Consider the following 25,635-nt stretch of genomic DNA (forward strand, 5'->3'; position numbering starts at 1 on the left):
CGTTTTAAACTTAGTTGCAAGGTGTTTTTATTGTTCTGAATTTTTTAAATATTTTGTATATTTAAGTATGAAATATTTAAAAAATATCATTCCAAGCATTGTTTTAGCTTTTGTTGTTTTTGCCTGTAGTTCCTCAAAAAACTTAACACAAAACAGACAAATGGTTAAGTTAGATAGTATGATGAATACTAAAAACTTTACAATAGAATCTAATTGGGCTCAACCACAAATGACCAATGCTTTACAACAAGTGCTAAACTCAGGTTTAATGCAACCAGGGAGTGGTGCTGGGAATATTAGTTTAATAGGAAATCATAATTATTTAACTATTTCTGGAGATAGTATAAAATCTTATTTACCTTATTTTGGTGAAAGACAAATGAATGTAGATTATGGAGGAGGGGGAAGTGCTATTGAATTTAATGGACTGATGGATAATTATGAGGTAAAAAATGTTAAAGATAAATTTTATAGCATCAATTTTAATGCTAAAAGTAAATCAGAAAGTTTTCAAGTTTTTATAAAAATATATCCAAATTTAAAAACCAGTATGGTACTTAATAGTACTTCAAGATTTCCGATTTCTTATTCAGGAGAAATAAAATTAGAAGAGAAAAAATAGTAAAAAACAAAAAACCAGATACTTAAAATATCTGGTTTTTTATATGTATAATTTACACATTAACATGAGTGGCATGTTCCATAAAGTAAGATTCTAAACGTTTTAAATTAGGGTTTAATTTGTTAGAATAAAGAACATATTGACATTTACTAATACTTTGAGTTATAGATAAAACAGCATTATAGGCATTTGTTTGTGATAAAAACTCAGCATCATCAATACTTAAAAGTTTTAATTCAGATAAATTCACACCGTATAATAAAAGTAGTTTACTTACAATTTGTGGTGTAGCAATAAGAATGTCAACACCTTCAAAAATCTCCGATTTTAACAAATCTACATGTTCTTTTTCGTTAGCTACATAAACTCTTAGTGGCGTATATTTGGTAAAGGTTGTAAACGTATTGTATAAATCTAAAGCTTTATCATTATTTTCTACCAATACCAAAGCTCTAGGAATATTTCCAACTTCTTCACATTTTAATTTGTGCATAATCGTCATAATCAACGTAGTTGTTTTACCTTGATTATTGGATGCGTTACAAAACACATTTTTTCCGCTCTTAATTACTGGAATACTAGATTTCTGAAAATCTGTAGGAATTACAATTTCTTTTTGTTTTAAAACTTCTTTAATACTAGGATGTAATTTTTTGAAAGGCATATTGGTAATATTCTTATTAAAAAAAAACAAAGATACAATTTAATGAGAGCTTATGTTTATATTAGAATTTAATAAACTGAGAATGTCATATAATATTTTTTAATGAACTATACATCAAATATGAGATTTTCAGAAGCCTTTTAAAACATAATATTTTTGAAGTATAATTTATATTATGTTAAATAGGTTATCTTAAAGAAAAGGACTGTAAATAAACAGTCCTTTTATGTTATTGATTTTTAGCTTCTGCTTCGGCTTGTTTCTTCATAGTCTCATTTGCCATAATAGCTAATTCAACTCTTCTGTTTTTAGCTTTACCAGCTGCAGTTGAATTATCAGCAATTGGTAATAATTCTCCTTCACCTTTAACTGTAAATCTATCAGCAGGAACTCCTAAAGTTTGTAAATAACTAGCAACTGCACTAGCTCTTTTTTCAGACAAACTTAAATTGTATGATTCAGCTCCATCAGAATCTGTATGACCTGTTACAAATAAATTAGTATCAGGGTATTTTTTTAATACTTCTGCTAATTTTGACAACACATTTTTAGTTTCGTTGTTAATAGCTGTTCCATTTGATGCAAAGTAAATCCCTGATCCTTCATCAAAAACAACATCAATTCCTTCACCAACTCTATAGACTTGAGCTCCAGGAATAGAATTTCTTAACTCCTCAGCTTGTTTATCCATCTTTTTACCAATAATAACACCAGTAGTTCCACCTACAGCAGCACCTCCAATAGCACCAATAGCAGCACCTTTTTTACCACCGATTAAAGCTCCAATTCCAGCACCAATAGCAGCACCTGCTCCAGATCCTATTAAACCTCCTTTGGTAGTGTTATTCATACTTGAACAACCAACAAACATACTAGCGCTTAAACATACTAACAATGTGTTTCTAAATAATTTTTTCATATTAATTTCTTTAGTTTATATTTTGTAAAGTGAAAATATCTCTTTTTTTCTTAAATAGTAAATTATCTCTTTAAAAAATTTAAAAATTATTACTCTTTAAATTTCATGTTTATTTCTGTGTTTAGCTTTCGCTTATAGTCTTCTTCTAACCACATGATATAATTCTTAGTACTCTTAATCATATAATGAGAATACTTTTTAATTCTATCTTTGATATCATCTTCTAATAAGATTGCCAAATCTCTGGCCTCAAAAACATCTTCGGCATTTTCATAACACATTTGTGCATGTTGAGCAACAGATTTATCTAAAACTACTTTAGATTTTATCCCTCTTTTAATAGCGTAATCATAGTGTTCTTTTACCTTAAAAGTAATATCCTCGGTATTTTTAAACTTTTCACGAATTTCTTTAGGCATATCGTACACAAATTGACGTTCGATTTCCTCATCGTTAATTAAGTTGTCTAAATAATAATCTGGAGATTTAAAAATTCGTTTCCAATTTATAGGAGCACTCCACAAGCCAAAACGAGCTGCATTGTTTCCTAAATCAATCACGTTAAAATTCTTTTTATCTTTAAATACACGAGATCCACGACCAATCATTTGGTAATACAAAGTGATGGATTTTGTAGCCCTGTTTAAAATAATAGTATCTACACTTGGTTCATCAAACCCTGTGGTTAAAATACTTACTGATGTTAAAATTGCATCAGGTGTTTTTTTAAACCATCTTAATATTTCACTCCTCTCCTGCTTAGAAAAAGTATTGTCTAAATGACGAACATTTTCATAACCAGCTGCTTTAAAAGTATCATAAACATGCCAAGAAGTACTAATACCATTGTTAAAAATCAAAGTTTTTTTACCTAATGATTTTTCAACATATGCATTCAATAACTTGTCTTGCATGATGTTACTGGTATACAAATCATCTGATGATTTTACTGTATAATCTCCATTAATTCCCACTTTTAAACCACCAAGCGCAACATCATAAGTATAAGTTGTTGCCTTTGCTAAGAAACCTCTTTCAATTAACGTACTAATTGGTTCTCCAACCAATAATTCATCATAGATTTCGTTCATAGGAAGTTTTATGTTAGAACTTAAAGGGGTTGCAGTAACACCTAAAATAAAACAGTCTTGAAAATATTTAAAAAGTTTTCGGAAAGAATTATAGTGAGCCTCATCAATAATTACCATGCTAACGTCTTGCATATCTAACAAATCATCGTTCAATCTGTTTTTAAGCGTTTCTACCATGGCTACAAAACACATGTATTCATCTTGATCATCTAAAGATTTTACATCGCTTGTAATTACTTTGTTAGCAACTCCAAATTCATCTAACATTTTAGAGGTTTGACTACTTAACTCAATTCTGTGAGTTAAAATCAAAACCTTTTTCTGCTTTTCTTTAATGAAACGCCTAGCTATTTCAGAAAAAATAACAGTTTTTCCTCCTCCTGTAGGCAACTGAAAAACCAAGTTGTAATTAGAAGGTTTGTTTTCAATCTTATCAAAAACATTGTTGATGTTCTCTTTTTGATAATCGTATAACTCCTTCTTATTCTTACTTGTTTTCTTTATTTCTACTTCCATATTGTCTTTTTGAGTTTTGCAAAACTACGCAGTTTTTAAAGTTTTACGAAATTTAAACCTGTGTTTTTTTCTCTATAAGCTTAGTATTTACAATAGTTTTGCAATATCGATGGATAAAATCATATATTTATAAGACTAAACTTTAAACTTTTAACTATGAAATTTAATTTAATTGTATTGCTGATATCAGCCGTAATCCCTTTAATTATTGGGTTTATTTGGTATAACCCTAAAGTTTTTGGTACTGCCTGGATGAAAACTAGTGGTATTACCGCTGATGAAACCGAGAAACCAAATCCTATTATTTTTTTATGGTGTTTTATTCTTAGTTTATTTATCGCTTTAGCCTTAACACCAATTGTTATTCATCAATTTGGATTCTTTTCTGTTTTGTTTAATGAACCAGGCTTAACAGATCCTAATTCTGAAATTTTTGCCTACACAAGTGATTTTATGGCTAATTATGGAGAAAACTTTAGAACTTTTAAACACGGGGCTTTACACGGAACCATTACTGGAGTTTTAATAGCGCTACCCATTATTGGAACCAATGCATTATTTGAAAAAAAATCTTTTAAATATGTAATGATCAACGCGGGTTATTGGACCGTTTGTTTTTGTATTATGGGAGGAATTATTTGTCAATTCACCTAAACAATTACAATAAAACAAAAAAACTCGAACTAACTTAGTTCGAGTTTTTTTATGTTTTGACTTTATCTTTAAAAGGGTTCCTAAGTTCATACTCACTAGGCTTTACGCTTTTAATTAATGGTTTTATAATAGTGTTTACTACTTTGTTGGTGTGTTTTAAATACAAATACATACCTACTGGCTTTGCTCCTAAGCTACTTTTCATCATTTCGGCAGTTCTCCCTAACCTTAATTCTTTTACTTGATGATGAATCGCTAATTGAACGTAATCATACAAAATACGTTGATACAAAGGAATCGTATTATTGATGTCATAATTAATCCCCACATAATTAGCATCCAAACAACCATCTGTAAAACAAGCAGTGCTAAAAGCAATCATCTTATCTTCTTGAAAATATGCTTTAAAAACAAAATCCTCTTTTAATTCTTTTTTAAATTGATAAAAACTGTCCGTGGAAAATTCTACCATATTAAAACTAGCCGTTTTTACTACGGATAAATACAAATCTCTAATAATAGACTTGTGTTTGTTAATTTCTTCTGCAGTTAATAATTGTTCTCTAACAGAAACAGTCTTTTTATATACACTTTTTGCTCTAGTTCTGTATTTGGTTGTCATTTCCTCTAAATACTCTTTAAAAGTATTCCAGTGAGGTTTTAGGTACAAAACCATATTTACATCAATTTCAAAAGCGGTAAGTTTTTTTGATTGAATTCTTTTCTGCAAATCTATTTCTTGATGCTTCCAAAACTCTTTAAACATCAAAAAACTAAAATCTAATGGGGTCTTATCGTTTTTAAGTGTGATTTTTAAACTTTTAATCACATCATAAATAAGATGAGGAGAAACCTCTTTATTTAACACATAACCATTTACTCCTGTAGCAAAAAAGTTACCACACATCATTAAGTTTCCACAAAGTTTTTTTAAGAGTTTAGTAGTGATTCTTTTGTTGATTTCTTGAGGAAAAGTATCCTGAAAATAAAAACCATTTGTAATTTCTAAACACTGAAAATACATGATTCCGACAGGGATTTCTTTTTTATAGATAACAACATACACAAAACTTAAATAAGGAATTTTACTCTGCTCTATAGCCTTTAAGTAGCTAGCAGATAAATAAAGATTTGTGTGTTGAATATTAGACCAGTCCTGCAAGACTTCATCTATGGTAAATGAAAACTTATAAGAAAAATGATTATCTAAAGAATAAGGGGTTAATTTCATATATTAAAAATGAACATAAAAAAACACCTTAGTAGAGTACTAAGGTGTTTTCTTACGATATCACTACTATTAATAATCTTTAAAAATAGCGTGCATCATTCTTTTCTTATCGTTAATGCTTTCTTCCATAGAAATCATTGTTTCGGTTCTTCTAACTCCGTCAATGTCATCTATTGAAAAAATAATATCTTTTGCTTGATTAGTGTCTTTAGCTCTAATTTTACAGAAAATGTTGTATTTACCAGCAGTAATATAAGCAACTGTTACGTTTGGAATTTTTTCTAAAGCAGCAAGAACTTGTCTAATTTTAGAGCTACTCTCTAAATACAAACCTACGTGAGCAATAAAGTTATATTCCATTTTTTCATAATCCAATGTTAACGTAGAACCTTTAATAATTCCTTCGTCTTCCATTTTCTTAACACGAACATGTATGGTACCTGCTGAAACCAATAATTTTTTAGCAATATCCGTAAATGGAGTTCTTGCATTTTCTATTAACGTATCTAATATTTGGTGATCTATTTCGTCTAAATGATGTTTTTTCATGGCTTGAGGTACTTTTACTTTCTATCTTAAATTATTGATGACAAAAATACAATATTCTAATATTTTAATATCTATTTATAAACTAAATATAAGTATTCTTAATAAATATTTAAACTAAAACTCATTATATGCATTAAATTCTTTTAAATCTCCTCTTTGATATTCAACCAATTTGGAAACCAACTCATTGTTAACTACCTCATATTCATACTGAAAAGCAATATCCACCTGGTTATTTTGATCATCAATAACATTTCTAAAAATAAAGTCATAATTCTGCTTTCCATTGTTAGGAATGTCAAAATATGGCTCAAAATTAGTGTAATCATTATGGTAAACTAGGTATTTTAACCCACTTAAGATAGCATAGAAGTTATATTTTCTAACAATATTCCTATTATAATCTCCAGGATAATGTCCCGCCTCAATTAAAATAGTATTGTGTCCAAGCTTTTGAAAGTTATCTCCGGTTGCAGTTGGGTAAAACTCATCTGTATACCTTCCAACGTAATTTGGAATGGTTTCTTGCAAAGTTGCATTCATTGCTACAATAGCAGCCATTGTTTCTTTTCTACCGTTCGTTAAAGTTCTTTCTTCATCAACAGAAGGCGCTAAAAAAGATATTGTTGCAGGGTTTTTAAATCCCTCTACATTAAAAATAGTTCGCTGATCATGTAGGTTAAAGCAAAAATGAGGATTAAAATTATTTAATACATCTCTTAATAAGTTACTTTCTTTAGCTTTTAAATCTACTGCATCTCTATTTAAATCAATATCGTTTGCATTTACCCTTGTAAAATTTGTAGACCCATCAGGGTTTAACATTGGGATAAATATTAAAGTACAGGTTTTTAATAAGTCTTTAATTAAATCATTATCTAAATGATCTTCTACATACTTAAACAAGTCAAACAAAGCTTTGGTTCCAGTACTTTCGTTCCCGTGCATTTGAGACCATAAAAGTATTTTTTTAGGACCTGTTCCTAAAGTGATGTGATATATGTTTCTATCTTCTTCAGAAGTTCCTAGTTGCTTAACAGCAAATGGAGATTTTAAAGAATTAATAATTGGTTCTATATCTTCTAAAACAATACGTCTACCTAACAATTTATCCTCGTAATTGTTTAGGTACCATTTTTCTAAAGTATCTAAATCTAATCTATTCATGTTACAAAAGTAAACAACCTTTTGTTTACAATTGTAAATTACATTTGTAAACAAAAAACATTGTTAGTATCACAGATTTGAAACAGATGTAAACACACTACAAACAACTAACATACCATAAACTACGTATCGTTATTTTAGTTTATATAAAAACACATAAAACACGCAAAAACAGATAGTTAAGTGTTTTTATTTAAAGCTACTTATTTGTTAATTACATTAAAACCTAAGGTTTTCTTTGATGTAAAATATTAATTATTTACATTTGTAAACACATGATTTAAACAAAGGGATTTACAATGTTAAACCAAGAAGCATTCATTAATAGACTACATAAATTACTAGAGCATTATCATTTATCAGCAGCTACATTTGCCGATGAAATCAATGTACAACGCTCTAGCATCTCTCACCTACTTTCGGGTAGAAACAAACCAAGCTTAGAATTTGTATTAAAAATTGTAGACAGCTACAAGGAAGTATCTTTGGATTGGTTGCTTTATGGTAAAGAAGAATTCCCTTCTAGGCCATCTCAAAGCATTAACAATAGTATAGACCCTACTAAGGAAAAAGAGAAGTTACAAAATGATGTATTAGATAAAGGGCAAAAAAAAACAACAACCCCATCTGATATAGAAAGAATTGTTGTTTTTTATAAAAACGGAACTTTTAAGGAGTATTCCGAACGTTCTTTTTAGTTATTCAATCGCAAGTTTTTTAACCCCTTGTTCTAGAATAGATAAAATAGCTTCTTTGTTACTATGGTTTTCTTCTTGCTGTTTAGCAATAACTTTTCTTAACACTCTTATACACTCGTAATTAAAGTTGTATTTTTTGTATCTCAATCCTTTTTCAACAAAATCATCTACCATAATCTGCATAGCCTCTTCGTTATCTGTTGCCGAAACCCAATCAAAAGCATCTTCAAAATTCTTTTTTAGTTTCTCATCTTGAATTAAATACATTCCTGTTAATAAATATTTGGCAACAAAAGTAACTTGCTCTGGCTTACGTTGCTCTAAGTATATCTTTAATAAAGGAACGTAAATATAATTTTTAACCTCTATAGGAAGCCCTTCTGCATACTTCTCTGCTCTTTCTTTATCTACATAATACATCGCCAACAAACTATTCCCTTTAACCTTAGGAGAAATATTATCTATTCCTTGTACAAAAACAGACAAATACTTTCTATCCATTAATTTTCCTAATGTAGATATTGCTGCTGCAGAAACATTTGGGTTTTTATCTTTAGCCAATTCTACAATTCTAGAAATAGTTCTTTTTTTAGCATAACTTCCTGCCAAATTAATATTATCTAAAGCATAAGCCTGGATTGTTTCATACGGATCGTTAATAGCAGCTTCAAATAACTTAAAAACATCTTTATCATCTTGTTTTTCTTTTAACAACTTTAAAGACTCCATCTTATCTACAAAATGATCAGCATGTTTATATTGATAAATCAACTGTTCTGTGTTTAATTCAGGTTCTGTAATTTCTGCTAATAAAACATGGTCTGAGTTTACCTTAACCAACTTAGGCTCTTTCTTAAACGGAAACTCAAAAATCTTTTCTTTTCCATCAACAAAAACCCTGTAGTCTTGTTTGTTTTCCCCTTCGTAAACAGTAATTGTTAAAGGAAAGTCAAACTCTTTTCCAGATTGGGTAACTTTTACTTTTACACTGTTTTTTAACAAATCGTTTTCATAGCTTACTTTTAATCTTGGATGTCCATTACCATAGTACCATTGACTAAAAAACCAAACCAAATCTTCGCCACTTACTTCTTCTAAAGCCAAACGCAATTGCTGTGCTTCTGCAGATTTAAATTTATTTTTTTCTAAATACAATTTAAGTCCAGCAAAGAAAACATCATCTCCTAAATAATTTCTAAGCATATGAAGAATCAGCCCTCCTTTGTTATAGCTTACAACATCAAAAACATCATCTTTTTTACTGTAATTATAGCGTACCAAATGTTTCTCATAGTTTTCGCTTAATGCATTTGGATTTAAATATTGACTTTTGTCTTTATCCATATGCTCATCAGCTCTATATTTTCCATATTCGTGATTTAGCCATAAATATTCAGAATAATTAGCAAACGATTCGTTTACAGTAATATTTGCCCAACTTTCTGTGGTTACCAAATCTCCAAACCAATGATGAAACAATTCATGTGCAATGGTAGGTTCCCATGTATTTCTTTCAGACAATTCTCCTTTAGACAACATGGCTTGTTCTGCGTGGATTACCGCTCCTGTATTTTCCATTGCTCCACTTACATAATCACGAACAATCATTTGGCTGTATTTATCCCAAGGATATTCTACTCCTGTGATGTCAGAAAAATAGGTCAACATTTTGGTTGTGTTTTTAAACAACTCCTCTGCCGTGTCTTTATAAGAAGGTTCTACATAAAAACTTACTTCTTTACCTCTCCATTCTTGTTTAATCACAGCAAAATCACCAACTCCCACAAAAAATAAATAAGGAGCGTGTGGCAAAGTTTGTTTCCAGTGATCTGTTCTAGTACCATCTCCATTGTCTTTTTGAGATATTAATTTTCCGTTAGACAGCGTTTTAAAAATAGTTGGTACTGTAAGAATAATTTCTTCTGTTGATTTTTGATTAGGTTTATCAATGGTAGGAAACCACACACTGTTTTGTTCCGGTTCCCCTTGAGTCCATATTTCTGTAGGCTTAGATGCATCATCCCCTTTTGGATTGATAAAATACAAACCCTTATCATCAGTAATAGCAACTCCCCCGTTACTCTCTACTTTATTAGGATTTCCTCTGTACTTTATATACAGGGTTAAAGTATCGTTTTTGGTATATGTTTTAGGTAAATCGATGTTTAATTTGGTTCCTGAATTGTAAAATTTTAAAACCTGATTTCCTTTTTTAACTTCATAAATATTCATTTTTTTGGCATCCAATTGTAGTTTATCGGTGCTTTTAAAATGCGGACTTAAAGTAATCCAAGCTTCTCCATTAACGGTTTGATCGTCAAAATTGAAACTTAAATTTAATTTGGTATCTATCAAATTAAATTCTTTGGTGGCTGTTTTTCCATTGTCGTTAAAGCGATACAAACGTTGAGCTTGAGTTTGACACGCTATAAAAACAACAAACAATATTTTTATGTATTGTTGCATAAATTAATAGGTGATTAATGATTTTACAATCGGTTTAATTTCTTTTAACTTTTTACTTCCTTCTAAAAAAGTAAGGTCTATCACAAAACTAAATCCCGCTACATTGGCTTTTTGTTTAATTAAGTTTGCTGCTGCAATAGCAGTTCCACCTGTTGCCAATAAATCATCATGAATCAAAACATTACTTCCTGTTTTAATTGCGTCTTCATGAACTTCAATAGTAGCAGAACCATATTCCAAATCATAAGATTCCTTAATCGTTTTGGCTGGCAATTTTCCTTCTTTACGAATCATGATAAAAGGAACTTGTAATTTTTGCGCTAATAAAACCCCAAACAAATATCCTCTAGATTCAATTCCTGCAACCGCATCAATTTGAATTCCCTCAAACTGATTTGCCATTTCAGTAATCATGTCTTGTAATAAATCTGGGTATAATAAGATTGGCGTAATGTCTTTAAACAAGATTCCGGGTTTTGGAAAATCTTGCACATCACGAATCACAGATTTTACTCTCTCTTCTAAGTTTTTAATCTTCAATTTTATTTCTGTATTTTTTTGTTTGTTGATATACTTCTTCTAAAATAAATATGTCTTGTTCAGAAATTTCACAATGTGATAATTCCATCATTTTTCTAGCAGTTCTAATGGCTTTTTTTAAATTATAAACATCCATTAATTTGCCTCCTCCCCAAGTAAAAGAAGGAATGAATTTTTCTGGTAAATCTGACCCAAAAATATTGGCACTTACTCCAACAACTGTACCAGTGTTAAACATAGCATTGATACCTGTTTTGGAATGATCTCCCATCATTAATCCACAAAACATTTGTTGTGTATCTTCATAAATCTCGTCTTCATAATTCCACAACCTAACTTTACTAAAAGTGTTTTTTAAATTAGATACATTTGTATCTGCTCCAAAATTACACCATTCTCCAATAACTGAGTTCCCTAAATATCCATCGTGCCCCTTGTTAGAGTTGGCAAAAATGATACTATTTTTAACTTCTCCTCCTACTTTACAATTGGGTCCAATAGTGGTAGCTCCATAAATTTTTGCCCCCATTTTAACCAAAGCTTTTTCTCCTAAAGCAAAAGGCCCTCTGATTAATGCACCATCTAAAACAACAGCATCTTTAGCAATGTAAATTGGTCCGTTGGATGCGTTTAAAATACAAGGAGATATAGTTGCATCTTCTTCTATAAAAATTTGTGATTTATTAACGGCTTGAACTCCTTCTGGAATTTCCATAGAAATTTCATCCTTCGTCAACATTTCAAAATCTTGTAGAATTGCGTATTCATTTTTTAAAAATAAATCCCACTTGTTTTCAATACTCTCTACATTTTCTATTGTAATAGATTCGTAAGTATCAAAATCTACTTCTTCTTGATCTTCTGTACTATAAAAAGCCAAAATATCATCCTTACAAACTACTTTTTGATTTGCTTTTAAGTTTTTTACAGCTTTAAAAAAATCGATATTAGGAATATATCCAGCATTTATAAAAACATTGGCCTCCATTTCTAACATAGGATATTTATCACTTAAATACTCTTCTGTTAATGTAGTAGTGGTTAAACCTAAATATTTTTCCCACTTTTCACGAATGGTTAAAATTCCTATTCTAAGATCTGCAACTGGTCTAGTAAAAGTAAATGGTAAAAGTGCTGCCCTAAAAGCACCATCGTAAAGAATGTAATTCATGTTTCTTTTAATATAATTTTTTGTTATTCATTATCAATTTTAATAGATGTACAACATTTTGCAAACACCAATCTTCTCCTTTATTTGTACTGTTTTTTTACTGGTAAAAAGATATAAAAAAACCACCTAATATAAATAGGTGGTTTTAGTTAATATTGTATCAAAATTTATTGTCTTGAATAATTTGGAGCTTCTTTGGTAATTGCAACATCATGTGGGTGACTTTCTGCAATTCCTGATGCTGTAATTCTCACAAATTCAGCATTTTTTTGACCTTCAATGGTACCTGCTCCACAGTATCCCATTCCTGCTCTTAGTCCACCAATAAATTGATGCATAGTTTCGTATAATTCTCCTTTATAAGGAACACGACCTTCAATTCCTTCTGGAACTAATTTTTTACTATTATCCTCATCTCCTTGGAAGTATCTATCTTTAGAACCTTGCTTCATCGCTTCAACAGATCCCATACCTCTATAAGATTTAAATCTTCTTCCGTTAAACAAAATCACTTCTCCTGGAGCTTCTTTTGTTCCTGCCAACAAAGATCCTAACATTACTGAATCTGCTCCTGCAGCAATTGCTTTAGGAATATCACCTGTATAACGAACTCCACCATCGGCAATTACAGGAACTCCAGTTCCAGCCAAAGCTTCGGCAACTTGAATAACAGCAGATAATTGAGGGTATCCTACTCCTGCAACTACACGAGTAGTACAAATAGAACCAGGTCCTATACCAACTTTAACAGCATCTGCACCAGCAGCTACTAAATCTAAAGCCGCTTTTTTGGTTACTATATTTCCAGCTACTACATCTAAATTAGGAAAAGCAGCCTTTACCTCTTTTAATTTGTTTAAAATATTAATTGAGTGTCCGTGAGCAGAATCTAAAACAACAGCATCTACTCCTTCTTTTGCCAAAGCAGTAACTCTTTCTAAACAGTCATCAGTAACACCAATGGCTGCAGCAACTCTTAGTCTTCCGAACTCATCTTTATTTGCTTCTGGATTTTCACGAACTTTTGTAATGTCTCTAAAAGTAATCAATCCAACAAGTTTAAAATCTTTATCAACGATAGGAAGTTTTTCAACTTTATTGTCTTGTAAAATGACTTCTGCTTCTTTTAAAGAAGTTCCTGCAGAAACGGTTACTAAACCTTCGGAAGTCATTACATCAGCAATTTTTCTTTTGCTATTTTTTTCAAAACGCAAATCTCTATTGGTCACAATTCCTTTTAAAATACCTTTGTCATCTACAACAGGAATTCCTCCAATTTTATGCTCTTGCATTAACAAGTTAGCATCTAATACAGTTTGATCTGCAGTAATGGTAACTGGCTCTAAAATCATTCCTGCTTCAGAACGTTTTACTTTTTTAACTTGCTTTGCTTGTTCTGCAATAGACATGTTTTTATGAATCACACCTATACCTCCTTCACGAGCCATTGCGATTGCCATTCTAGACTCCGTAACAGTATCCATAGCTGCGGACACAATAGGCGTATTTAATGGGATGTTTCTTGTGAATTTAGATTTTATTGAAACGGTGTTTGGTAACACTTCTGAATAAGCAGGGACTAATAATACATCATCGTATGTAAGTCCTTCAGAAATAACTTTGTTTGTAGACATTTGCAATTAGATATGATTTAATTGCATGCAAATATACGATAAATAATATGAAAACCACTAAAGGTTTTGCCAAGAATTTAAAAGTGATAACGCTTTGTTAACATCTACACTTTTCGTAAATTTAATAGAGATAAAAAACCGCTGTCATGAAAAAAATAATCATTCCTGTTGACTTTTCTGAATTTTCAGAATACGCATTAAAAACCGCTGCACAATTAGCTAAAAAACACACTTCCGAATTAATTTTGGTTCACATGTTAGAAATGCCTTTGGCCTACTCTACTCACGATAGTGAGTACAGCAAGAGCATTGTTTTTATGATCAAACATGCTGAGAAAAAAATGGAAGAAATCACTTCCAAAAAGTACTTAAAGGGTATTACTATAAAAGTAATCATTAAGCATTTCACTGTTTTTCCAGAAATTGGAGATTTGGCTATTGACCAAGAAGCTTCTTTAATAGTAATGGGGTCACATGGGGTAAATCATCAACACAGTACTTTTTTAGGTTCAAACACTGAAAAAGTGGTTAGAAATTCCAAAATTCCGGTCTTAATCGTCAAAGATGAATTAAAAAATGTAGATTTTAAAAATGCTGTTTTTGTAAGTGATTTTAAAATGGAATCTGTGAATGCTTATCTTAAAGCTAAAGATTTTTTTAATTTGATTAATGTTAAACCTACATTGTTGTTTATCAACAAGCCTGATGGTGGATTTGTTTCTACTGCAGAAATGAAATATAGATTTGAAAACTTTTTAATGAAAGCCGATGGTAATTTAGACAACCTTAAATACTTTGCTAATTATGATGACTATACTGTTTTGCATGGGGTAAAATACTATGCTGATGAAAATAATATAGATTTAATTGCAATTCCAACTCATGGAAAATCTAGCATTTCTAAATTCTTTAACCAAAGTGTTTCTTTGGATATTGCTAATAAATCTTCATATCCCGTTTTAACCGTATTGATTTAATTTTATATATTTTAATCACAAAAACAAAGCCTTTTCAATATTCTGAAAAGGCTTTGCTTTATTATACGATATAGTTCAAAGTTAAACTCTTTCACTTTTGTCAACTATCAAAGCAACAGTTGCATCTCCTGTAACATTTACAGTAGTTCTAAACATATCTAAAGGTCTATCTACGGCAAAAATCAAAGCCAAACCTATGGGTAATAAATCTTTTGGAAAACCTATACTATCTAACACTATAATCAACATGACCATCCCTGCTCCAGGAACAGCAGCAGAACCAACAGAAGCCAACAAAGCTGTTAATACTATGGTTATTTGATGCTGAAAAGTTAAGCCTTCTGGCCATAAAACTTGCATGATAAAAACAGCAGCTACTGCTTGATACAAACTGGTTCCATCCATATTTATGGTTGCTCCTACAGGAAGCACAAAACTAGAAACTTCTTTATGAACACCTAAGTGATCTTCTACCCTTTCCATAGTAACAGGTAAAGTGGCAGCACTAGAACTTGTAGAAAAAGCCAGTAATTGAGCTGAAGAAATATTTTTTAAAAACCAAATTGGCGATTTTTTAGCGTATAAAGAAACACATAAAGTGTAAAAAACAATCATTAACAACAAACCTAAAACAACTACTCCAGAATATTTTAACAAGGCTAACAACACATAATAATCATCAGAAGTTACTACAACTGTTGCTAATAAAGAAAAAACTGCATAAGGAGCAAAAAGCATAATAATGTCAATCATTTTTAAAATGACTTCATTTAAAGAATCAAAAAAATTGATTAATGGTTTTGCTTTTTTAGGATCAATTAACAACAAACAAATTCCTAAAAATATGGTAAAGAAAATCACTTGAAGCATACTTTTATTATCACTCATTGCAAAAGTGACATTATCAGGAACTATATCTACCAAAAACTGCAAAGGCCCTTGACTGGTTCTAAGGTTTGCTTCAGAAATTTTGCCTTGCAAGCCTTCATTAGAAACATAATTTTCTTTTAAAGAAGTAATGGTTTCTTGCGAAATTCCATTTCCTGGCTCTAATACATTTACCAAAACCAAACCTATTGTAATGGCTATTACTGTAGTAACTATATAGATACCTATGGTTTTTATCCCCATAGATTTAAATTTTGAAATATCTTTTAAATCAGAAACTCCTTTTATTAAAGAAGCCATAATTAAAGGAATGGCAATTAACTTTAGTAGTTTTACAAATAAAGTTCCAAATGGTTTTACCCAATCAATCGTAAATTGTTTTCCTCCTTGTATGTTAGAAAGTATAATTCCAAAAACAATTCCCAATACAAGACCAATAATAATTTTCCAGTGAAGTGCTAATTTTTTCATGATGGGATTTTTGAGAAACAAAAGTAAAAAAACTTATAAAACTCAAGAACAACCGCAATCATCACTACCACAAGCTTTTTTGCTTTTTTTGAAAAACTTACCATAAAGAATCCAAAGGGCAAAAATGACAGTGGCAAAAACCAGGATGTTTTGTGTTATTTCCATTATTTTAATATTTGAAAAGCAATTAAAGCTGTAAGATACGCAAAACCAGACATCACAAACATCTGTATCATTGGCCATTTCCAACCATTTGTTTCTCTTTTAACAATGGCAATAGTACTCATACATTGCATAGCAAAAGCATAAAACAATAAAATAGAAACTCCTGTAGCAAAAGAATATACTGGTTTTTTAGAATCTTGAAAAACCTCATTTCTCATTCTTTCTTTAATGGTAGATTCTTCTTCGTTTCCTACACTATAAATAGTTGCTAAAGTCCCTACAAACACCTCTCTAGCCGCAAAAGAAGTAATTACAGCAATTCCAATTTTCCAATCATAACCTAAAGGTCTAATTACAGGTTCTATGGTTTTTCCCATAATTCCTATATATGAATTCTCTAACTTATAAGATGAAATTTCTGTTTGTAACTCTTCTTCTGTATGATTAGGGTGATTCTGACTTACAATGGTCTCGGCATTGTTAAAATTATCCCCTGGCCCATAAGAAGCCAATACCCATAATAATATAGATAAAGCCAAAATGATCTTACCCGCTTCAAATACAAAGGCTTTGGTTTTTTCAATCACATTATAGGCTACATTTTTAAATAAGGGTAACTTATAATTAGGCATCTCTACCACAAAATAAGATTTAGAGCCTAGTTTTAATACCTTATCAAGTATGGTTGCAGAAACAATTGCCATTCCAAAACCTAATAAATACAAAGCCATCAGCATTAATCCTTGTACATTAAAAGACATAAATTTTGCCTCGGCAGGAACTATTAAACTAATGATAATTGCATATACTGGTAAACGAGCAGAACAGGTAGTAAAAGGAGTTACCAATATGGTAATCAATCTTTCTTTCCAGTTTTCTATATTTCTAGTCGCCATAATTGCAGGAATTGCACAAGCAGTTCCAGAAATTAAGGGAACAATACTTTTTCCACTTAATCCAAACTTTCGCATGATTTTATCCATTAAAAATACCACACGACTCATATATCCGCTTTCTTCTAACACCGAAGTAAACAAGAATAAAAAGGCAATTTGTGGAATAAAAATCACTACTCCCCCAATACCAGGAATAATTCCTTCGGCCAATAAATCAGTAAAAACTCCTTCTGAAAGATGTGCTCTTGCCATTTCTGAAAACCCTGCAAAAGTTTCATCTATATAATCCATTGGAAATGCTGACCAAGAAAATAATGCTTGAAAAATGCTGAATAAAATGGTAAAGAAAATTAAATACCCAAAGTATTTATGTATCAAAACCTTATCTAAAATAGAACGTAAATCTTTAGCATTTTGTGGATCTTGACGATATGTTTTTTCTAATACTGATTTTATGAATTGATAACGTCTAACAGTCTCTAAATGATGCTTCTTTTTATCATCTTTAGCCAAAACAGAAAATACAGTAGGCTCCTCTATAAAACAAGGTACAACACTTAAATCTTTAAAATCTATAATTAATTTTTTAAGATAAGAGATTCCTTTGTTTTGTTTAGAACTCACAAAAGCAATTTTGGTTTCTAACAAAGCCTCCATCTCTTGCTTGTCGATGTCAATACCTCTAACAGTCATCTGATCCACCATATTGATAGCCAAAATGGTAGGGATTCCCAAATCTTTTACTTGGGAGTATAAAAATAAATTACGCTTTAAGTTTTCTATATCTACTACTACAACGACTACATCAGGATAGTTTTCGTTGGTTTTATCAGACAGTACTTGTACAGCAACATCTTCGTCCAAAGAACTAGCATTTAAACTATAAGTTCCTGGTAAATCAATAACCTCTGCACCAATGATGTTATTTAATTTGGTGTGCCCTACTTTTTTATCTACAGTAATTCCAGGATAGTTTCCAACCTTTTGATTCAACCCAGTTAAACGGTTAAATAAAGAAGTTTTTCCTGTATTTGGATTTCCTATTAAAGCTACTTTAATCTCACTCATAGTTTTTCTACTATTATTTTAGATGCCACTTCTATTCTAATAGCCAAATAGGTTCCGCTAATGTTTAAATAAATTGGATCTTTTAAAGGAGCTCTTTGTAAAACCTCTACATAATTCCCTTCTATACACCCCATTTCAATCAATTTTAACGGAATATCAATTCCATTAAAAGATTTAATAATAGCTCTATCACCTTTAAGCAGATCAGCAATTGTAGATAATTTCATTAAGCTTGTTTAAATTAAATATATTACCTAAGATTTTTTGACACCTAAAAAGGAACTATGCTTGGGTAAAATAAAACGAAAAACAAAGATATAAACTATTTAGATTTATTTAAAATAAACAGACTTTTTTATGGAAAAGAATTTATGGATCCTTGTAAAAAGATGACTAATAATTTGCGATGGCTATTTTTGCCCAATCAATAAGAATTTCTTTTTCAGTTGCAGAAATTTCTCCATGTAAATTTTCATAAGAATCTAATGGCATTTTTCCTTCTTCAACTTCTTCTATTAATTCCTCTAATTTGTGTTTTTTTCTTTTTGTGTTATAGGTAGACCAATCAGAAAAATTTAGATGTTCTTTTCCCTCTTCTACGTGATGATTGATCCAGTAAGAAAGTGGCGCTACATTAGCATACCATGGATATTCTGTTTTGTTACTGTGGCAATCATAACACTTTGATGCTAAAATATTACTCACCTCACTATTAGGAGTTGTTTCTAAAACAAACACTGTTAATTCTCTAGTTTCAGCATCATTTTTTTCAGTTCCAAAAAATTGAGCTATCACTAAAACAATGGCAAGGGTGATGAATATTTTTTTTATCATTTTATTATATTTTAATTTCTAAAGTTGCGTAATAATATCTTGGCTCTGCAGGAATAATCCCAGGACCTGGATACCCTGTTGCTCTACGGGTAAAATAACTATTGTTCAACAAGTTATTAATTCCAGATTCTATTCTAAAATGTTTTGAAAATTTATAAGAGATAGAAAAATCTAAAATATCATAACTTGGAATGGCTCCACTAACATCTTCTTCATTATTTGGATTGTATGGAGAGTTCGTTACATCCGTAAATTGTTCGCTAATATATGTGTATTGTAAACTTGCTAATAAGTTTTTCCATCCAAAACTAGCTCCCGTTTTTAAGTTTAATAATGGAATAAATTCAACTTCATTACCTGCTACACCGTTTTCATCAGACTCTAAATACACAGATTTTGTAATGGCTAAATTGGTAAAAACATCTAAAATAACATTCTTATTGTTTTTAAAATAAGTTTCCTTAATATTCCACTGCAATAAAGATTCTACCCCATAAATAAAAGCAGTACCAATGTTTTTACGAACCCATTGCCCTCTATATGGAGGAGTATTACTAAAAATTTGCCCTATTCTATTTCCGTAAACCAAGGTAAAAATACTAGCATCATAAGAAAATGCTTTTTTCACTTTTCCTCTTACTCCCAAATCTGCTGTAAAACCTGTTTCATCAGTAATGTTAGGATCAATAACAAATGTTGGACTTACAGTTCTAATATCTGAAAAAGTTACTGAACGGTAGTTTTGAGAAAAATTAGTATACAACTCAAATAATTGACTTGGTTTGTAACTTATTCCCAAACCTAAAAGGACAAAGTTTCTAACAAAACTGTTGTTATCATCTTTATGCTCTGAAAACTGTGGATTATTGTTATTGTAAACATAGTAACTACCTCTAGACTTAGTGTTGATGTGCTCAAACCTAAACCCTGGAGTAATACTCAAATGTTTGTTGATGTTAAAAATATGTTCTCCAAATAACGAAGCATTAAAATTTGGAAAATCAAAATCATTTTGATTTGGGTATTGTGCTGCACTTTCATCAAAACTAAAGTCTGCATCTGTTCCTTTAGTTCCTGCACCTTGTCTTTGGGTATTATTCGCTCTATATAACTTTCCTCCTAACAAATAATAGTTGGTGTTTTTTCCTAATTGATAGCTTGATAAAAAACGAGCCTCTGCACCATAATTTCTAAAATCACCAACAATTAAATCTCTATTAAAAATATAACTTCCATCATTATTTTGTTCATCTCCATTAGGATCAAATAAATTAGGCTCTAATAAAATAGGATTTCCTCTAAATCCTACCACTTTTCTATAAGCATCTAAAGCAAACAAACTCACAGTTAATTTAGAAGCATCTGTAATTTGATGCTCAAACTTTAAATTGTACAATTTCCAATCTACTCCAAACCAATTACGCTGTAAATAACTTTGAGTAGGATCTTCTAAAAACTGAACATCAGACAAACCTCCTGGTTGATGTGCGATATAATTAAAAGATGACAATTCAAAAGCAATATTGGTATCTACATTAAAATCATATCCTAAATGGGCAAAGAAATTATTAGACTTATAGTCTGAATTAGGTCTAAAACCATCTCCTTGTTTTCCATTGTAATAAGCATAATAGTTAAATTTATGCGAAGTACCACTAATAGAACTAAAATTAGATAATGTTCCAAAAGAACCTACAGTATTACGAGTAATTACTTCTACAGGCTTATTTACAGGTTTTTTAGTGATAAAATTAATCAATCCTCCAAATTGAGTTCCATATTGTAAAGAGGCTGCACCACGTATTACTTGAATTTGTTCTAAAGCTTCTGTAGGTGGTGTATAATAACTTTCTGGATATCCTAACACATCGGCACTAATATCATAGTCATTTTGGCGAGTATTAAAGTTGGCTGTTCTGTTTGGGTCTAATCCCCTACCTCCAATGTTTAATTGCAGTCCACCATCATTACTATCATAAATATTTAACCCAGCTACTTTGGCAAAAACTTGTCTAGGATTGTTGGTAGCTTTGTTTCCAACCACTAAATCTAAATTGACTACTTCTGTTTTTTTACCTGCGTAAATATGGGTTCCCACTACAGGTTTTAAAGTGGTTAAGCCATAATTAATTCGTTTTTTTGCATTCAATACCACCTCAGACAATTCCTCTTGCAAAGGCGTTAAATACAAAGTAATGGTTTGATGATCTTTAAAACTAAAATCTTTTTCTACTACAGCATATCCAAAATAAAAGAAGGTTAAATGTAGAGAGGTCTTTTCAAAATCGGCATTAATAAGTCCTGACTGATTGGTAAGACCAATATATGTTTTTTGTTCTGCCACAACCTGTACTCCTTCTAAAGGTTGTTTGGTTACTTTATCTAGTATTTTAAAAGTTACTTGATAAGCAAAACTTGTTTGCGTTAATAACAGCAGTACTACTAATATTTTAAAATCCTTTAATTTCATCATTCAAGGGTAAAATCCATGTTTTGTTATGAAACCCCTCTTTTTGTTGATATAAATCTATTTTAGGATCAATAAAAAGTTGATTTAAACGTCCATTTAAGGCAACATAACTTTTTGCAAAAATTTGTATGTTTTGATGTCCTTGACTTTTAAAATGATCTCCTAATAAATGAGCATATTCCAAAATAAAATCTGGTTGAAAACTCATTTGTTTGATTTGAAAAGATGTTAAAAAATCAGTATTATCTACATAAAACTGCTTTCCACTAACACTATCTTTTACGTAAAAAGTAGTATATCCTACTTTTTCCATCAACATTACTCGCCAAGAAAATCGAAATCCCTGTTCTGTCCAAAACAATTCACCAGGGTAACACAAATTTCTGAAGGGCAAAAATAGTTGAATTACAAAAAATAGACTAATTATAAATAAGATATTTTTAGGTCTTTTATAGGTATACAACTCTTTTGTTAAAACTGTTGATTTTGCAGAAATTTTTAAAACTTTTTTTAGTCCATTGATAAACTTTTCATGCAGACTACTGTCAAAGAAAATTAATGTTGCACAAATCATGATATATGGAAACATCCCTATGTTAAAAAGAATTCGTGTAAAAATGTGGAAGACCACAACTGCTACAAAAGCAAAAGGTCTGGTTTTACGAATTAACAATAAAAAAGGAATGGTTAAATCATAAATAGCACCACTCCAACTCATGGCATAATGAAACCAAGTTTGATTCATAAATCCCCCAACCAAAGGCAAATCTGTTTTGGTAGACAACCATATTTTTAGAGGCTGTGCTCTAAATAACCAATCGGAATTTAATTTGGCCAAACCGGCATAAAAATAAACAATCCCTAAAAGTAGTTTAATACTGTCTACTGTCCAACTTGGTACAAAAGCATAAGCTAATCCCCTATTTTTTGCATCTAAAGAAAAGGTAGCGTTTAAAGGCAAAAAGCAGAGTAAAAAACTCATGATACTTACAAAGTAATAGTGATTTAAATATGTGGTTTTGTCTATTAATTCTATATAAGTAAAAGACAAGAAAAACAAAATCATTGAGATTCTATATTTAAACCCAAGTATGATTCCCACACAAGCTAACATTGCCAAAGCAAATAATGCATAGGTGTATACGCCTAGTGTTTTAACCCACTCAAAGCCATAATAAGTAAAATGCCATTTGGGCTTGATATAGAATTGCTCTACCCAATCCATAGACACAAAACGGATTAGACTAACCAGCATTAAGACACCAAATAGTACACGAAAAGCAGCTAAAGTAGCTGCTTTTGTTTTATGGTTTTGTATGTAGTTTTTTAAAGTATTCATGACTAGTCTCCGTCTGAATCTACATAATCTTGATTAACACTTAAAGCTTGAAAAATATTTGTTTTAAATAAGAATACATACTCTTGAATATTGTTAAACATAGTAATCATTTTGCTATTATCTGTTTCTACTTGTGTTACAAAATCAGTAGCTAAACTTTCTGAGGCAGTTGTTATGTTTGTGAATTTAATATCAACAAAATCTGTTATTTTATAATTTTTGTTATCATTACTAATATATACTTCTGCATTTAAATAATCTAAATAGGTTTTTAAACCTGCTCCTGTAGTACTTCCATCATAAGAAATACCGTAGTAAAAGTTGTTTATAGCTTTAAAAGATTCTTCAAAAAACTCTTTTGAATGTTCCGAGCTATAATAAGACTCTACTGCTTCAGCATTTTTAAGATTGTCTCTTTTTCCAGATGGAGTTGCAATTTTATTTTCTCTAAAACCTTGCTCAACATAATTGATATAATCGTTTACCATTTTATCAAAAGATGCATTGGCATTAGAACCATTATTTGCAATAATACTAGCGGCATTGTTTTGCCAATAAGTTTTCGATGTATTTGTTAAGGCAATCATTCTATTTAAAACCTTAGTTAAATAAGCTTTGTACTTATCTTTTGTAATGTCAGAAGTAAACTTAGTTAAAGCATCGTCTTTATTAATTAAATAGTCAAAAGCAGCAAAACCTTGTTCATCAATACTTCCTGATTTGGTAAAATCAATTTGATTGATTTCAGAAATAGAACCTTCTAAATTACTTTCTAAGGTAGTATCATCTTCATTGGAATTAGGAAATGGAACCGTACTTGTTTCTCTATCTATAGGATAGGTATTCATATAAATACGTGTATCCCCTTGCAATTCAAACATGGCTACATGTTGCCAAACTTTTTGAGCTTGGAATAAAGCTTGTTGTAAATCACCAATTGTATTTGGGTCAGGTGATGATATAAATGTATTTGACTTAACTTCTAAGTCATTCATTTTGATTTTAAAATCTGCATATGCAGGTAACACAAGATTATTAACCCAATTAGTTAAAACAGATTCGCGATTATAACCATCGCCATCAATATTATTTTCTTTTACACAAGAATAAAAGAAAGTAGAGATTAACAAAATACTAAGTGTCTTTTTCATTTGATTATCTTTTACAAAATGAGATGCAAAAATATAGAAAATTGAGGTATTCTAAATTAATAGCCTACCTCAATTTTTTAAATTGTATTAAAAACGATTTATTGGTTTACTTGCTCTAAGTTAAAATCGTATTTCTCTAAAATTTCTTCAGAAATTTCTTCTAATTTATCAGCTGTTAAATCGTAGAATCCATTAGTACTTCCATATAATTTAGTTAATAATGCATCTACTTCTGCCTTTGTAAAGTATGGCGCTTTAGTTTCTACGTTATAAGTAAACTGTAAAGAGTAAATAAATCCATATCCCTCTGACAATGCGTGAAAAGCAGCTCTTGATTCATCACCATCAATACTAGCTTTAGCTTTTTGTAAGTAATATACTCCTCTTGCAGCAGGAATTTTAGAAATTTGATATCTGATTACTTCAACAGCAGCATCTCTAACATCATATTTTTTAGCAACTATTGCTGCTCTACCAATTAAGAATGCTTTTTTAACGATTTCACGAATGTTAGAAAAGTATGATTGCCCTGCTACTTCTTCTAAATAATGACCTAATAATTTATCAGCATCTCCTGCTCCATATACATAACCATAAGCCTCATCAAAATGGTGCTCCATAGTTGTAGAACCATCAGTGCTTGCTACCGCATCGTTTTCTGTTCTATAAGCATTAGACCCATCAAAATTATCATCTAATCTGTTAAAGTAGTGGTTTAATGTTTGATCTATAGCCAAAGCACCAATCAATCCTTTGTAAAAAGCTTGATTATATTCTAATCCTTTTTCGTTAAAATAACGTTTCCCATCATAAATACCAGCTACACCTTGGCTAGCTTCTTTATCACTAGCTATTACCGCTAATTGGTTAGTTAAATAAGAATCAAAATCTGCTTTTATAGCATCAGCATCATTTTGATTAGTAGCATATAAACCTACAGAGGCAGCTACTTTACTTCTTACATTTTTACTTCCGTTTAAAGAAGCATCGGTAAATGAAACAGCTTGGTTAAATCTATTTGTAAAATCTTCTTGTGTAGGTAATGGATTTGTTTGAGTTAATAAAGCTCCAATCTCATTTACCTGCAATAAACGTGTAGTTTGTCCTGAATAATCTACAGTAGTAGTTTCATTTCTAGAAAACTCATAATTTTCAGGAACTGTTAATCCTGTTACATCAATATCTTCAAGATTCTTAGCATGTTTGATAATATCTTCTATATCATCTCCTCCTTTAGAACATGATGTAAAAAAAGCTCCAGCTGCAACTAATACCGCTAATGTTAATTTTGTGATTTTCATTACTATTTATTTAGACTTGTTTTAATTTGTTTTTTAAATACGTTGCAAATATACAGACCAATTCTAAATAAACAAATCTTATTTTAATTTATTATAAATAAAGCTACGAAAAGGTTTTCGTGTAAGTAAGGCTATTACTTGCTAATAAATAAA

The 25,635-nt window shown here is 30.5% G+C and carries 22 protein-coding genes; 4 read left to right on the forward strand and 18 right to left on the reverse strand.

Annotation, left to right across the window (positions count from 1 at the left end):
* Positions 1 to 67 precede the first annotated feature (67 nt).
* Positions 68 to 622 carry a DUF4251 domain-containing protein gene (locus AXE80_RS06720; RefSeq protein ID WP_068825648.1) on the forward strand — a complete coding sequence of 185 codons (555 nt, stop codon included), beginning with the start codon at positions 68 to 70 and terminating at the stop codon, positions 620 to 622.
* Positions 623 to 674: 52 nt separating this feature from the next.
* On the opposite strand, the gene AXE80_RS06725 is transcribed toward AXE80_RS06720, so the two are convergent.
* The 3 genes from AXE80_RS06725 to AXE80_RS06735 form a co-directional block, all read right to left on the reverse strand.
* The gene (locus tag AXE80_RS06725; protein WP_068825650.1) at positions 675 to 1,286 is read right to left on the reverse strand and encodes a DEAD/DEAH box helicase; all 612 of its coding nucleotides are present in this window, start codon (positions 1,284 to 1,286) and stop codon (positions 675 to 677) included.
* 229 nt (positions 1,287 to 1,515) lie between these two features.
* Positions 1,516 to 2,205, reverse strand: coding sequence for a YiaD family glycine zipper/OmpA-like lipoprotein (locus tag AXE80_RS06730; RefSeq protein WP_068825652.1), 690 nt, complete (start codon positions 2,203 to 2,205; stop codon positions 1,516 to 1,518).
* Between the two features lie 89 nt (positions 2,206 to 2,294).
* Complete coding sequence (locus tag AXE80_RS06735) at positions 2,295 to 3,812, reverse strand: DEAD/DEAH box helicase (RefSeq protein WP_068825655.1); 1,518 nt, start codon at positions 3,810 to 3,812, stop codon at positions 2,295 to 2,297.
* Positions 3,813 to 3,968: 156 nt separating this feature from the next.
* Between AXE80_RS06735 and AXE80_RS06740 the strand changes: the two genes are divergently transcribed.
* Positions 3,969 to 4,466: a DUF1761 domain-containing protein gene (locus AXE80_RS06740; RefSeq protein ID WP_068825656.1), complete on the forward strand. Its 498-nt coding sequence runs from the start codon at positions 3,969 to 3,971 to the stop codon at positions 4,464 to 4,466.
* 49 nt (positions 4,467 to 4,515) lie between these two features.
* Here AXE80_RS06740 and AXE80_RS06745 read toward each other — a convergent pair whose 3' ends face one another.
* The 3 genes from AXE80_RS06745 to AXE80_RS06755 form a co-directional block, all read right to left on the reverse strand.
* Positions 4,516 to 5,697, reverse strand: coding sequence for a hypothetical protein (locus AXE80_RS06745; RefSeq protein ID WP_068825657.1), 1,182 nt, complete (start codon positions 5,695 to 5,697; stop codon positions 4,516 to 4,518).
* A 69-nt stretch (positions 5,698 to 5,766) separates the two neighbouring features.
* On the reverse strand, positions 5,767 to 6,246 hold the full coding sequence (locus AXE80_RS06750) for an Lrp/AsnC family transcriptional regulator (protein ID WP_068825658.1): 480 nt from the start codon (positions 6,244 to 6,246) through the stop codon (positions 5,767 to 5,769).
* 114 nt (positions 6,247 to 6,360) lie between these two features.
* Positions 6,361 to 7,413, reverse strand: coding sequence for a M14 family zinc carboxypeptidase (locus AXE80_RS06755; RefSeq protein ID WP_157359363.1), 1,053 nt, complete (start codon positions 7,411 to 7,413; stop codon positions 6,361 to 6,363).
* A gap of 299 nt (positions 7,414 to 7,712) precedes the next feature.
* Here AXE80_RS06755 and AXE80_RS06760 point away from each other — a divergent pair, with 299 nt between their 5' ends.
* On the forward strand, positions 7,713 to 8,111 hold the full coding sequence (locus tag AXE80_RS06760; protein WP_068825664.1) for a helix-turn-helix transcriptional regulator: 399 nt from the start codon (positions 7,713 to 7,715) through the stop codon (positions 8,109 to 8,111).
* Here AXE80_RS06760 and AXE80_RS06765 read toward each other — a convergent pair whose 3' ends face one another.
* The 4 genes from AXE80_RS06765 to guaB all read right to left on the reverse strand — a co-directional run bounded on the left by AXE80_RS06765 (position 8,112) and on the right by guaB (position 13,922).
* Positions 8,112 to 10,577, reverse strand: coding sequence for a M1 family metallopeptidase (locus tag AXE80_RS06765; RefSeq protein WP_068825671.1), 2,466 nt, complete (start codon positions 10,575 to 10,577; stop codon positions 8,112 to 8,114).
* A 3-nt stretch (positions 10,578 to 10,580) separates the two neighbouring features.
* Positions 10,581 to 11,117: an adenine phosphoribosyltransferase gene (locus tag AXE80_RS06770; protein ID WP_206208149.1), complete on the reverse strand. Its 537-nt coding sequence runs from the start codon at positions 11,115 to 11,117 to the stop codon at positions 10,581 to 10,583.
* Positions 11,107 to 12,288, reverse strand: a complete 1,182-nt coding sequence (locus AXE80_RS06775) for a GlmU family protein (protein WP_068825673.1) — start codon at positions 12,286 to 12,288, stop codon at positions 11,107 to 11,109. The genes AXE80_RS06770 and AXE80_RS06775 overlap by 11 nt, the downstream gene beginning before the upstream one ends.
* Positions 12,289 to 12,455: 167 nt before the next feature.
* Positions 12,456 to 13,922, reverse strand: a complete 1,467-nt coding sequence (gene guaB / locus AXE80_RS06780; RefSeq protein ID WP_068825675.1) for an IMP dehydrogenase — start codon at positions 13,920 to 13,922, stop codon at positions 12,456 to 12,458.
* Between the two features lie 146 nt (positions 13,923 to 14,068).
* On the opposite strand from guaB, the gene AXE80_RS06785 reads away from it, so the two are divergent.
* The gene (locus AXE80_RS06785) at positions 14,069 to 14,899 is read left to right on the forward strand and encodes a universal stress protein (protein ID WP_068825677.1); all 831 of its coding nucleotides are present in this window, start codon (positions 14,069 to 14,071) and stop codon (positions 14,897 to 14,899) included.
* Positions 14,900 to 14,980: 81 nt separating this feature from the next.
* Here AXE80_RS06785 and AXE80_RS06790 read toward each other — a convergent pair whose 3' ends face one another.
* The 8 genes from AXE80_RS06790 to AXE80_RS06825 all read right to left on the reverse strand — a co-directional run bounded on the left by AXE80_RS06790 (position 14,981) and on the right by AXE80_RS06825 (position 25,482).
* Entirely contained in the window at positions 14,981 to 16,258 is a 1,278-nt protein-coding gene (locus AXE80_RS06790; RefSeq protein ID WP_068825679.1) for a dicarboxylate/amino acid:cation symporter, read from the reverse strand.
* 164 nt (positions 16,259 to 16,422) lie between these two features.
* On the reverse strand, positions 16,423 to 18,387 hold the full coding sequence (feoB, locus tag AXE80_RS06795) for a ferrous iron transport protein B (protein ID WP_068825682.1): 1,965 nt from the start codon (positions 18,385 to 18,387) through the stop codon (positions 16,423 to 16,425).
* Complete coding sequence (locus AXE80_RS06800; protein ID WP_068825684.1) at positions 18,384 to 18,614, reverse strand: FeoA family protein; 231 nt, start codon at positions 18,612 to 18,614, stop codon at positions 18,384 to 18,386. Before AXE80_RS06800 ends, feoB begins: the two co-directional genes overlap by 4 nt.
* A gap of 166 nt (positions 18,615 to 18,780) precedes the next feature.
* Positions 18,781 to 19,221, reverse strand: coding sequence for a heme-binding domain-containing protein (locus tag AXE80_RS06805; protein ID WP_068825686.1), 441 nt, complete (start codon positions 19,219 to 19,221; stop codon positions 18,781 to 18,783).
* 4 nt (positions 19,222 to 19,225) lie between these two features.
* A complete protein-coding gene (locus tag AXE80_RS06810; protein ID WP_068825688.1) occupies positions 19,226 to 21,691 on the reverse strand; it encodes a TonB-dependent receptor family protein in 2,466 nt (821 codons plus the stop codon).
* The gene (locus tag AXE80_RS06815) at positions 21,672 to 23,030 is read right to left on the reverse strand and encodes an HTTM domain-containing protein (RefSeq protein ID WP_068825690.1); all 1,359 of its coding nucleotides are present in this window, start codon (positions 23,028 to 23,030) and stop codon (positions 21,672 to 21,674) included. Before AXE80_RS06815 ends, AXE80_RS06810 begins: the two co-directional genes overlap by 20 nt.
* A 2-nt stretch (positions 23,031 to 23,032) precedes the next feature.
* The gene (locus tag AXE80_RS06820; protein ID WP_068825692.1) at positions 23,033 to 24,181 is read right to left on the reverse strand and encodes an imelysin family protein; all 1,149 of its coding nucleotides are present in this window, start codon (positions 24,179 to 24,181) and stop codon (positions 23,033 to 23,035) included.
* Positions 24,182 to 24,279: 98 nt separating this feature from the next.
* The gene (locus AXE80_RS06825) at positions 24,280 to 25,482 is read right to left on the reverse strand and encodes a DUF4856 domain-containing protein (protein WP_083194604.1); all 1,203 of its coding nucleotides are present in this window, start codon (positions 25,480 to 25,482) and stop codon (positions 24,280 to 24,282) included.
* Positions 25,483 to 25,635: the final 153 nt, after the last annotated feature.

The sequence above is a fragment of the Wenyingzhuangia fucanilytica genome, assembly GCF_001697185.1.
Classification (GTDB): domain Bacteria; phylum Bacteroidota; class Bacteroidia; order Flavobacteriales; family Flavobacteriaceae; genus Wenyingzhuangia; species Wenyingzhuangia fucanilytica.